The following is a 12,097-nucleotide window of genomic DNA, read 5'->3' as shown; positions in this document are numbered from 1 at the left end:
GCACGATGAAGTTTCATTGGCTCAGATTTCTTGACTGGCTGAAGATTTCTTCGGTGCCGGACGCGCTTGCGATCGCGCAGCATGACGAATTGCAGCGTCAGATTCCGATGCTCTATGCCGTGTTGAGCGTCAACGCCGTGGCCGTGGCGGCGACCCATTTCCACGTCGCGCCGCTCTACATGACCTTGTGGATCCCGCTCGTGCTCGTGACGATGAGCATAGTGCGGGCGATCGCATGGCGGTTCCGCCCCCGGATGAACGTGAACGGCGCCGGCGCGATCCGCATGTTGCGCCGCACAACGCTGCTCGCCGCGTTCATCGCCTTCGCCTACGTGAGCTGGTCGCTCGCGCTGTACAGCTTTGCGCAAGACGAGCAGCGCGCCCATGTCGCGTTGTTCATCGCCACGACGGTGATCGGGTGCATCGCGTGCCTGACCTATCTGCCGCAGGCCGCCATGCTCGTCACCGTCATCGTAATGGTACCCTATCTATCCTATCAGCTGTCGATGGGCGGTCCGATCTACACCGCGATTGCGTTCAACATCCTGCTCGTGCTCATCATGCTTATCCGAGTGCTGCTCAACAATTATCATGGCTTTCAAAAGTTGGTGGAGGCCCGCATCGAGAGCGAGAGACTTCACGAGGAGGTCACCCATCTCGCCAATACCGACACGCTGACCGGATTGCCCAACCGGCGTTATTTCTTTGCGAAGAGCACCGCCTTGATGGAGCGATGCGCGCACGATGGCACGCCGCTTGTTTTCGGCACGATCGACCTCGACCGGTTCAAGGCGGCGAACGATACGTTCGGCCATGCCCTGTGCGACACGCTGCTGGCGGCGGTCGCGGAACGGCTCTGCGAGGCGCTTGGCGAAGACGCGATGATCGCCCGGCTGGGCGGGGACGAATTCGCCTTTGTCCTGCAAACCGACCTGCATAGCGCACAGCGGATGGCGCAGGCGGCATGTCGCAAGATCGGTCAGGCGTTTTTCCTGGGCGACACGAGGATCACCGTAGGTGCGAGCTGCGGCCTTGCGATCTGCGGCGACGAACACGCGGACATCGTCTCGCTCTATGATCAGGCCGATTACGCGCTCTATTACGCCAAGAATCATGAGCGCGGTTCGTCCATCACCTATTCCGCCGAGCTGGATCAGACGATGCGCTTCGAACGCCAGCTCGAAACCGCGTTGCAGAACGCCGATTACGAGGCGGAATTCGATATTGTCCTGCAACCGATCGTGCGATTGTCCGACTTTCACGTCATCGGCGGCGAAACGCTCGCGCGGTGGAACAGCCCCACGCTCGGACCGGTGGAGCCGGCCGTGTTCATTCCCGTCGCCGAACGGCTGGGGCTGATCAACCGGCTGAGCCTCGTGCTGCTTGGAAAAATGCTCCGTGCGCTCGGCCAGATGCCACGGAACGTAGTATTGGGGTTCAACCTGTCGGCCTATGATTTGGCGAGCGAGGAGACCGTCGCCGCCATCGTGGACTCTATCCGGGGGAGCGGTGCCGATGCCTCGCGCATCGTGCTGGAGCTTACGGAAACGGCGATGCTGCGCGATCTGGACCTGGCACGTAGCGCGATGGAAGAGTTTCACGCGCTGGGCGCAAGGATCGCACTCGACGATTTCGGGACCGGCCAATCGAGCCTGAGCTATCTCCACAAGCTGCCGATCGATGTCGTGAAACTGGATCGCTCCTTCATCGTGGAAAGCAGGATAAAGCGAAGCCGGGATTTGCTCCAGGCGGTCATTACCCTGTGCCGCACGATGGGGCTGCCCTGCGTGGCCGAAGGGGTGGAGGAAACGGAGCAGCTCAACATGCTCCGCGTAATGGGGTGCGACAATATCCAGGGTCATCTGTTCAGCGCGCCCATGACCGTCGAACAGTTCGAAGCCATGGTGAAACAAGCATCGGACCCTTCAGCCTCCGTCGCCTGAGCTTCGGCCCCGCGCGTTTGCCCCGCCACTTCCACGCCGTCATCCGCCGCGCAGCAATTGCACCCCGTAATCCCGTTCGAACAGATAGAGCAGCGTGCGCGCCGCATCGCCGCGCGCGCCCGTCAACCCGCCATCGCGTTCGATCAGCAGGCGCGCATCGTCATGCGCCGGCTCCAGCAGATCGCCGATCTGTTCGTGGGTCGCCACGGCAAAGGCATGTTCGCCCGATTGCCGCGTGCCGAGCAGTTCGCCGCCGCCCCTCAGGCGCAGATCCTCCTCCGCCAGCCGAAACCCGTCCTGCGTCTCCCGCATGAGCGCGAGCCGGTCGCGCGCCGTCTCGCTCAACGCCTGTCCCCGCAGCAGCAGACACACCGATTCCGCCGCCCCGCGCCCGACCCGTCCGCGAAGCTGATGCAGCTGGGCAAGGCCGAAACGCTCGGCCTGCTCGATTATCATGAGCGAGGCATTGGGCACGTTGACCCCCACCTCGATCACCGTCGTCGCGACGAGCACCTGCATCTCGCCGCTCGCGAAACGCTGCATGTTGGCGTCCTTCACATCGCCGGGCAATTGTCCGTGGACCAACGTCACCCGGTCGCCCAGCACGTCGCGCAACGCATCGAAACGTTCCTCCGCCGCGGCGAGATCGGCGCGTTCGTTTTCATGCACCATCGGACAGACCCAGTATGCCTGCCCGCCGCCCTCGACATGGCGGCGAAGCCCTGCGACGACATCGTCCATCCGCTCCACCGCGACGACGCGCGTGTCGATCGGCTTGCGCCCCGGCGGCAGCTCGTCGAGCTTCGACACCTCCATCTCGCCATATTGCGCGAGCGTCAGCGTGCGGGGAATGGGCGTCGCCGTCATGGCGAGGCAATGGGCCGTCCCCTTCGCCTTTTGCGTCAATAGGAGCCGTTGCCCCACGCCGAAGCGATGCTGTTCGTCAATGACGACGAGAGCGAGATTGCGATAATTCACCGCGTCCTGAAATATCGCGTGGGTGCCGACGATGATGTCGATCGTGCCGTCCATCAATCCCATCAACGTCGCCTGGCGCGCGCGCCCCTTGTCCCGGCCGGTCAGTATCGCGATCTCGACGCCGGTGCCGCGCGCCATTTCGGTGAGCGTTTCGTAATGCTGCCGCGCGAGGATTTCCGTCGGGGCGAGCATCGCGGCCTGCGCGCCGGCTTCCACCGCGATCAGCATCGCGGTCAGCGCCACGACCGTCTTGCCCGATCCGACATCGCCCTGAAGCAGGCGCAGCATGGGATATTCCTGCGCCATGTCGCCCTCGATCTCGCGTATCGAACGCTGCTGCGCACCGGTCAGGGAAAAGGGCAGCTTCAACCGGTCGCGCAGATGTCCGTCGCCCTGTAATGACGGCCCGCGCCGCCGGCGATTGTCCGCCTTCACCAGCATCAGCGCCAGCGCGCTCGCGAACAATTCGTCATAGGCGAGCCGGTCGCGCGCCTCCCGATGTCCACCACGATGGGCGAGCATGAGGGCATCGCGCCAATCGGGCCAGCCGCGCTTCTCCTTCAACCCCGCATCGACCCATTCGGGCAGTTCGGGAACCAGCCCCAATGCCTGCTCCACCATCGCGGCAAGCCGGTTCTGCGTCAGCCCCTCGGCCAGCGGATAGACAGGCTCGCACTCCGCCCCCATCACCGCCGCGCCGTCGGGCGAAACGTGACCGGGATGGACGATCTGCAACATGTCGCCATATTGTTCGAGCTTGCCCGCCACCCATCGCGCCTCGCCGGTGGGCAGCAGTTTTTTCGCCGAATAGGACGCGCGCCCGAAATAGGTCAGCGAAACCATGTTCCCGGCCGCATCGCGCGCCTGCACCCGGAACGGGCCGCGGCCGGTGCTGCTCCCGCGATGGTCGGTGACGGTCAGGCGGACGATGATATGCTCGCCGACCTGCGCCTCGTCGAGGTCGGCGACCTGCCGCCGTTCGACGAAACGGTCGGGCAGGTGATAGACGAAATCCTTCACCCGCCGCAGCCCCAGGCGGTTCAACGGTTTTTCCAGTTTCGGCCCCACGCCTTTCAACGTGTCGGCACTGGCGAACAGGGGATTGAGCCTTTCGGGACGCATGCCGGGGGCTATAGCGGTGTTTTTCGCCGCTTGCACCGCGCAAGCGCGCTCGCTACCCGGTTTTCATGGCCGATCCTGTTCCCTTTCACGAACCCGCCCGTTTTGCCCGCGCAAAATTCCGTGCCTGGCATCGCGGCACGCGCGAGGCCGATTTCATGATCGGCGGCTTTTTCGACAAATATTCCAACACCTGGGACGAACGCGAGCTGAAATGGTTCGAAACCCTGCTGGACGAGGATGACGTCGACATCATGGCATGGGCGCTTGGCGTACAACCTGCCCCGCCGCTTTACGAAGGGCCGATGATGGACGCGATGCGCCGGCTCGATTACGTGCACGTCCACCGATAATCATTGCGGGAACCGCCCCGCCCCCCGTTCGTCCCGAAGGACACATGGCCGAAATTTCCGATATCACCACCGCCCGGCGCCCGTTGGTGCTGTCCTCCCTCGCGCGTGGCGCGTTGCCCATGGTCATGGCCGATCTTGCCCGTGCCGCAAAGGGTCGCGCCGTGTTCATCGCCCCGGACGAACAGGCGATGGCCGCCGTCACCGATGCGGCCCCGTTCTTCGCGCCCGAATTGCAGGTCATCGAATTTCCGGCATGGGACTGTCTCCCCTATGACCGGTCGAGCCCCGCGCTTTCGGTGAGCGCGCGCCGCCTCTCCGCGCTTCAGGCGTTGCAGAGGAAACGCAGCGGGCCGCAATTGCTCGTCACGACGGTCAATGCGGTGCTCCAACGTGTCCTGACCCCGTTCCGCATTCGCGAGGCGACGCGCATGCTCGAACCCGGCATGTCGGTCGGGCATGAAAGCCTGATCGCGCTGTTGCAGCGGCAGGGTTACAGTCGCGCCGACACCGCGATCGATGCCGGCGAATTCGCGGTGCGCGGCTCGATCTTCGACATCGTGCCGTCGGGCCTTGGTGAAAAGGACAAGCGACTGGGCCTCCGGCTCGATTTCTTCGGCGACGAGCTGGAGACATTGCGCCTCTACGATCCGGGCGATCAGCGCAGCACGGGTTCGGTGAAGAGTCACCTGCTGCTCCCCGCCAGCGAGGCGCTGTTCGATGATGATACGATCAAACGGTTTCGCGGGCGTTACCGCGAAATGTTCGGCGCGGCCGCCACGTCCGACCCGCTGTATCAAGCGGTGAGCGAAGGTCGGCGGCAGGCGGGCATGGAACACTGGCTGCCCCTGTTCGAGGAAAAGCTGTCGACATTGTTCGATCATCTCGACCCGGACGATCTGGCCGTGGTGGATGGCGGGGCGATCCGGTCGGGTGAAACGCGGTTGGAGGAGATTGCCGATTATTACCGCGCCCGCCGCGAAAGCGCCGCGCAGGCACCGGGCAGCTACCGTCCGCTCGCGCCCGAATCGCTCTACCTTTCGGAGGCGGAATGGACCGGGCGCATGGCGCAGCACCCCATTCACCGCACCTCGATCTTTGCCGAGCCGGAAAGCGACGGCGTCGTCGATTTCGGCCTTCAGTCCGCCCGCGATTTCGCGCCCGAACGCAGCCGCGGCGAAAACGTATACGAAGCCGCCGCCGCCCATCTCGCCAAAACGGCGAAGGAGGGACGCAAGCCCATCCTCGCCACCTATTCCGAAGGGTCGCGCGCCCGCATCGTCAACCAGCTTGGCGAAGCGGGCAAGAGCGCGCCGGCCATCGCCGATGGCTGGCAGGATGCGCTCGGCATCGCGGCGAAGGGCAAGGCGGTGGCCGTCGTGCTGCCGCTGGAATCCGGGTTTGCGAATGACGATCTCGATGTTCTGACCGAACGCGACCTTCTGGGCGACCGGCTGGTCCGCCGGAAAAAGCGGAAGAAGGACGCCGACGCCTTCATGGCGGAGCTGGCCGCGCTCACCCCCGGCGATCTCGTTGTGCATATGGATCACGGGATCGGGCGCTATCTCGGTCTCGATCCGATCAGTGTGGGCAAGAGCAAGCACGATTGCGTCGCGCTTGAATATCATGGCGGGGACAAGCTCTATATTCCCGTCGAAAATCTCGACGTGCTGTCGCGCTATGGCAGCGAGTCCGAAGGGGTCACGCTCGATCGCCTGGGCGGCGAGGCGTGGCAGAAGCGCAAGAGCCGGCTGAAGGAGCGCATCCGCGAAATCGCACATGACCTGCTGCGCACGGCGGCGAAACGGGCGTTGCAGAAAGCGCCGGTGATCGAGCCGGACGAACAGAGCTATGCCCCGTTCGTCGATCGCTTCCCGTGGAGCGAGACGGACGATCAGGAGCGTGCCATTGGCGATGTGCTGGGCGATCTGGCCGATGGGCGGGCGATGGACCGGCTGGTGTGCGGCGATGTCGGTTTCGGCAAGACGGAGGTCGCCCTTCGCGCCGCGTTTGTCGCGGCGATGAGCGGGCGGCAGGTCGTGATGATCGCGCCGACGACCCTGCTCGCCCGGCAACATTACAGCAATTTCGTCGAACGGTTCGGCGGCTTTCCCCTCAATATAGGGCGGCTGTCCCGGCTCGTTCCCGCAAGGGAAGCGGCCGCGACGCGTGCGGGCCTTGCCGATGGAACCATCGACATCGTCGTCGGCACCCACGCCATCCTGTCGAAATCGGTCGAGTTCAAGCGGCTCGGCCTCGTCATCGTGGACGAGGAGCAGCGGTTCGGCGTCACGCACAAGGAAAAGCTGAAATCCTTGCGAACCAATGTGCACGTGCTCACCCTCACCGCGACGCCGATCCCCCGCACATTACAGATGGCGATGTCGGGCCTGCGCGAATTGTCGGTGATACAGACCCCGCCGGTCGACCGGCTTGCGGTGCGGACCTATGTCATGGAATGGGACGACATGGTCATGCGGGAGGCTTTGCTGCGCGAACATCATCGCGGCGGGCAGAGTTTCATCGTCGTGCCGCGCATTTCCGACATGCCGGAAATCGAGGACTGGCTGCGCGAATATGTGCCGGAGGTGAAGGCCGTGTTCGCCCACGGGCAGATGGGCGCGAACGAGGTGGAAGAGCGGATGAGCGCCTTCTACGAAAAGAAATACGATGTCCTGCTCTCGACGACCATCGTGGAAAGCGGGCTCGACATTCCGTCGGCCAATACGATCATCATTCACCGCGCCGACCGGTTCGGCCTTGCCCAGTTGTATCAGCTGCGCGGGCGGGTGGGCCGCTCGAAACTGCGAGCCTACGCCTATCTCACGCACAAGCGGGGCGAGCAATTGTCCGAGGTCGCGGAAAAGCGGCTGAAGGTGCTGGGCGATCTCGATTCGCTGGGCGCTGGGTTTCAATTGGCGAGCCACGATCTCTACCATCGCGGCGCGGGCAATCTGCTCGGCGACGAACAATCGGGGCAGATTCGCGAGGTCGGCTTCGAACTGTACCAATCCATGCTGGAGGATGCGATCCTGGCCGCCAAGGCGGGCGATGCCGGGTTGGAGGAGGATCGCAGCGGGTTGTCGCCGCAGATCACCGTCGATGCGCCGATCATGATTCCGGAGGATTACGTCCCCGACCTTGCCGTGCGCATGGCATTGTATCGCCGTTTGAACGACGCCGCCGACAGCGAAGCGATCGAGGCGCTGGCCGCCGAAATGATCGACCGCTTCGGCCCCCTCCCCTCCGCGACCGAAAACCTCGTTCGCCTGATCGAGATCAAGGCGCTCGCGCTGGAGGCCTGCATCGCCAAGATCGATGTAGGTGCGCGCGGCACGCTGGTCAGCTTCCACAATGACCGCTTTCCCGAGCCGGCCGGCCTCATCGCCTATGTCGAACGGTTGAAGGGAACGGCGAAACTGCGGCCCGACATGAAGCTGGTCATCAATCGCGCGTGGAACGATCCGAAGGCGCGGCTCCACGGCCTGCACCAGTTGACGAAGGGGCTGGCGGGGATCGTGCGGCGCGCGCAAAAGCCGAAACAATCGGCCTGAACCGCGGTGCGCCGCGTTGCCAAGCCCGCCAACCGCCCATAGGGTCGCGCGCACAAGGGGAAGGATACGCCGCATGACCGAGCTGAAACCGATTTACGAAAAGCTCAGCCTGTTCGTGTCGCCGACCGAGCGTGCGCAGGACGCCGCACGCCCGCTGCGCGATGCGCATGACTGGGTGCCGCTCGCCGATGCGGACGCGATCGTGGTTTTGGGCGGCGACGGCTTCATGTTGACGGCGCTGCATACCATGCTTGATGCCGGGCGGATCGTACCGGCCTACGGGCTCAATCTCGGCACGGTCGGCTTTCTCATGAACAAGTACAAGAGTGCGCGCCCGTTGATGGAGCGGCTTGCGCGCGCAAGGCCGCTTACCGTGTCGCCGCTCTTCATGAAGGCGGTCCGGCAGGACGGGTCGAGCTTCGAGAATTGCGCCATCAACGAGGTTTCGCTGCTGCGCGAAACGCGGCAGACGGCAAAGCTGGAGGTGTCGGTCGGCGGGAAGGTGCGGATTCCGGAACTGGCATGTGACGGGGTGCTGGTCGCGACGCCGGCGGGATCGACCGCCTATAATTTTTCCGCCAACGGCCCGATCCTCCCGCTCGCATCGGGACAGCTCGCCCTCACCCCGATCAGCGCGTTTCGCCCGCGTCGATGGAAAGGCGCGATCCTGCCCGACCATCTGCCGATCGCGTTCCGCGTTTTGGAGGCGGAAAAGCGCCCGGTTTCCGCCGTCGCCGATCAGAAGGAAGTCCGCAATATTGCCACGATCGAGGTTCGCGTCGCGCATGAGCGTGACCTTACCTTGCTGTTCGATCCGGGCCACAGCCTGGACGAGCGGATCGTCACCGAACAATTCGTGATCTGACCAAAAATTTTTGCGATTTTTTGCAAGAGACGGCTTGTCAAAAATCTCAGCGCTGTTATACGCCCGGTCCTGCCTTGCAAAGGGCTGCTCCCCGATAGCTCAGCGGTAGAGTAGGTGACTGTTAATCACTTGGCCGTAGGTTCGAATCCTACTCGGGGAGCCACTACCTCTTTTCATCGACGTGCAATTTGGGGCAGGAACCTTGCGTTTCTGCCGTTTTTGCGCTGTTTGATGGTGCATGGAAGTGCATAAAAGAGCAGGTAAGCGCGGACAGTTTGGGGGTCTCTTTGGGGGTTCCGTTTCGGGGGCTCAATGCTGACCGATGCAGCCTGCCGGACAACGAAGCCTTCAGCCAAGAATCGAAAGCTTTCCGATTCGGGTGGCCTCTTTCTGCTGGTCAGGACAACCGGCTCCAAGAGCTGGAAATACAAGTACCGATTGCGCGATGGTCGCGAGAAGCTGCTGACCATCGGCAGCTATCCACAGACCTCTTTGTCGGAAGCGAGGAAGGCGCGCGACCTAGCACGCGAGCAGTTGGTTTCCGGCATCGATCCTTCGGCCGAGAAGAAACGGCGAAAGGCTGCGGACGCACTTGCCGCGCTAGAAACCTTCGAGGCCGTCGCGCGTGCATGGCACCGCGAGAAGCAAGCAACGCTGGCTCCGCGCTATGCGAAGCAAGTACTTGTGCGCCTCGAGGAGAATATGTTCCCGATTATCGGCGCCATGCCGATCGACAGTATCAAGCCCCCGCAAATACTCGAAGCGATACGCCACATCGAGGCGCGCGGTGCCAAGGAAATGGCACATCGGGTGCGAACGCACACCTCCGACGTCTTCGTCTGGGCGATCGCGTCGGGAATCTGTCAGCAGGATCCTGCCGCGATTATCCGCAAGGCATTGAAGCCTACCGATCCGAAGCTGCGCCCTGCTCGCACCAAGCTGAAGGACGCTCGCAAGGTTCTCACCTCGACCGAGGTGCTGAACGATATTTGGTGGGCGACGCGACTTGCCTCCCGCTTGTTGGCGCTGACTGCGGCGCGACAGGGCGTAATTCGGTTGGCCGAGCGCGCGGAATTCGAGAACCTGGACGGCAAGCAGCCGATCTGGCGAATTCCCGCGGAAAAGATGAAACTCACCCGCGAGCGCAAACGCGACGCGGCCTTCGAGTTTGTCATACCGCTCTCGCGCCAATCCGTCGAAACGGTAAAGGCGGCGATGGAAGCCAGCCCCAGCCCGCAATGGCTGTTTCCCGGCATCGGCGGCTGGCGCAAGCCGATCAGCGATTCGACATTAAGCAAGCACTATCGCGATGCGGGCCTCGGGGGCCTTCACGTGCCCCATGGCTGGCGCTCGAGCTTTTCGACGATCATGAACGAACGCGCGGCCGTGGAGGATCGCGAGCGCGACCGTGCTATCATCGACCTCATGCTGGCGCACGTACCCGAAGGTGTCGAAGCGGCCTACAACCGAGCCGCCTATATGCCCCGGCGACGCGAGTTGGCGCAGGTGTGGGCGGACCTGTTAATGGATGGCATGCCGCCGCCTGGAACGCTGATCCCGCGCTGACAAGCGCAGGAGGCCGCGCATGACGGCCTCTGTTTTCGGCGACAAGCTTTCGAATGGCAACGACGGCGTCCGCTCGATCGGCGCGATCGCCGCCCAGCTCGTCGGCGTCAAACTGGATCGCAAGGTACGTGCCCGGCTCGGCCGAGGCGACAGCCCGCGTACCGGCGAACCGGTCTGGCGCAACAGCTATTCCCGCGGCCAGATGGAGGACCGCCTCTGGCGACCGATCCACGATGGCACGAAACGAGGCGGGGCACGCTGGACGCGGGCGCTGCTGAAGCGTGCGCGTGAACTCGAATTTGCGTCCCGGCTCAAACGGCGCGAGAAACTGCCTGGAAGCGAGAACGGCGTCATCGGCCATGTCGGGCTTGAGGTGCTTGAATACATGTTTGGCATCGTCGACTATGAGACAGGACGCCTCGAACCTGCCATCGCAACAATCGCCGATGCAATCGGACGATCATATTCCGCAACCCATCGTGCCCTCGTCCGGCTGCGCGAATGCGGCTTCCTTCGCTGGATGCGGCGCAGCGAGCCGATCGAGAACCCCGAACCCGACGGCCCGCAGGTCCGGCAGATCAGCAATGCCTATGCCCTGCTCGTGCCCGAACAGATGCGCAATTGGCTCGGACGGCTCCTGCGGCCTGCACCGACGCCAGCATGCGCGCAGGACCGCGTAGCGGCCGACAAGGCGGAGCTGGACCGGATTGCGGGAAGCATGACCGCCGCAGACTGGCAAGCAGCGTTCGGCGCGACGAAGAACGGCGACGTTCTGGCCGATGTCGCTCGCGCGATCGACGCCCGTGATGCCGTGACCGCGAATCCTCCAGTGCTGGAGAAACCGGGGGATCATTCTGATCCATGAAAGGAATGAGAAGGCTTTCGCCTTCTCATGCGCGGGCTACGCCCAATATCTTTGCTGACCGGCCCCGAAACGTTCGAATTAATCTGGAAAGAACCGATGGACGCACCGTCGGACGGAGCGGCTTGCGCCACTCCGATGCTCGGCGAAGGGCCGAGGGGCAAAAGGCGTGCCATTCATGATCGAAGCGCTGTTCGCAGCCGTCGCGACCGCACACGATTCTGTGCATCATATCGCATCACCGGGCAGAGACGTCCGGTCTTGGCGCATTCGGGGGGTAGCTGCGGTTTTCAGCACTTCAGCGACTGCATCAAAAGCGGGGCAAAAAGCCTGCGGGCGAGGCGTGGGGGCAAGCGCGGCGCTCGGGGTGGCGGCGGGGCGCCCTCGCCATCAGTCCCGCGCGAGTGGCCCAATCGATTGCGGCCGCCGCCCACAGGCGCTGCACCGGAACCGGGTGGCCGCGCTATCCAGCCCGATCGGCCAGCGCTTTTCATGGAACCGCTGGACAACGGCCCGTCCCGACAGCATGGCCCGATGCCCACAGCTGCAGCGCAGCTCGACATCGTAACCGTGCCCGGCGAAATCATAGATGGTTCGGAAAAGCTTGCTGCCCATCCACCCGCTAGAACAAAATGAGAACGTAGTTGCAAGCCCGCCGCAGCGCAAAGCTGAGGGCAAATGCGCCGCGGCAGCGGACCGGCGAGCTAGGCTCAGGACCTATTAAATCGCTTGCTCTGGACGCAATCGGTTGATTCAGTGGCGCACCGAGGAGGTGCTGCCGATGTCCGAGCTGTGGTTGTTGAGCGAGGCGCAGATGCGCCGGATTGAGCCTTATTTTCCACTGTCGCACGGTATCCCGC

At 63.5% G+C, this 12,097-nt stretch carries 7 protein-coding genes and 1 tRNA gene; 7 read left to right on the top strand and 1 reads right to left on the bottom strand.

Translation table 11 applies throughout. From position 1 onward, the window contains the following. Nucleotides 1-53 precede the first annotated feature (53 nt). The gene (locus tag K4G67_RS11450; protein ID WP_239806495.1) at nucleotides 54-1,943 is read left to right on the top strand and encodes a putative bifunctional diguanylate cyclase/phosphodiesterase; all 1,890 of its coding nucleotides are present in this window, start codon (nucleotides 54-56) and stop codon (nucleotides 1,941-1,943) included. A gap of 39 nt (nucleotides 1,944-1,982) precedes the next feature. On the opposite strand, the gene recG is transcribed toward K4G67_RS11450, so the two are convergent. After that, on the bottom strand, nucleotides 1,983-4,043 hold the full coding sequence (gene recG, locus K4G67_RS11445) for an ATP-dependent DNA helicase RecG (protein WP_239806494.1): 2,061 nt from the start codon (nucleotides 4,041-4,043) through the stop codon (nucleotides 1,983-1,985). A 65-nt stretch (nucleotides 4,044-4,108) separates the two neighbouring features. Between recG and K4G67_RS11440 the strand changes: the two genes are divergently transcribed. From K4G67_RS11440 to K4G67_RS11415, 6 genes are all read left to right on the top strand, one after another. Next, nucleotides 4,109-4,393 (top strand): succinate dehydrogenase assembly factor 2, encoded by a 285-nt coding sequence (locus tag K4G67_RS11440; RefSeq protein ID WP_239806493.1) that lies wholly within the window; start codon nucleotides 4,109-4,111, stop codon nucleotides 4,391-4,393. Nucleotides 4,394-4,437: 44 nt separating this feature from the next. Beyond that, a complete protein-coding gene (gene mfd / locus K4G67_RS11435; RefSeq protein WP_239806492.1) occupies nucleotides 4,438-7,944 on the top strand; it encodes a transcription-repair coupling factor in 3,507 nt (1,168 codons plus the stop codon). A gap of 73 nt (nucleotides 7,945-8,017) precedes the next feature. Beyond that, complete coding sequence (locus tag K4G67_RS11430; protein ID WP_239806491.1) at nucleotides 8,018-8,809, top strand: NAD kinase; 792 nt, start codon at nucleotides 8,018-8,020, stop codon at nucleotides 8,807-8,809. An 88-nt stretch (nucleotides 8,810-8,897) separates the two neighbouring features. Further along, a tRNA-Asn gene (locus K4G67_RS11425) sits at nucleotides 8,898-8,972 on the top strand. 149 nt (nucleotides 8,973-9,121) lie between these two features. Beyond that, the gene (locus K4G67_RS11420; RefSeq protein WP_239806490.1) at nucleotides 9,122-10,375 is read left to right on the top strand and encodes a tyrosine-type recombinase/integrase; all 1,254 of its coding nucleotides are present in this window, start codon (nucleotides 9,122-9,124) and stop codon (nucleotides 10,373-10,375) included. Between the two features lie 19 nt (nucleotides 10,376-10,394). Beyond that, nucleotides 10,395-11,240 (top strand): hypothetical protein, encoded by an 846-nt coding sequence (locus K4G67_RS11415; RefSeq protein ID WP_239806489.1) that lies wholly within the window; start codon nucleotides 10,395-10,397, stop codon nucleotides 11,238-11,240. Nucleotides 11,241-12,097 lie beyond the last annotated feature (857 nt).

This window comes from Croceicoccus hydrothermalis (genome assembly GCF_022378335.1).
GTDB classification, from domain to species: domain Bacteria; phylum Pseudomonadota; class Alphaproteobacteria; order Sphingomonadales; family Sphingomonadaceae; genus Croceicoccus; species Croceicoccus hydrothermalis.
This window is presented reverse-complemented; position numbering and strand designations above follow the sequence as displayed.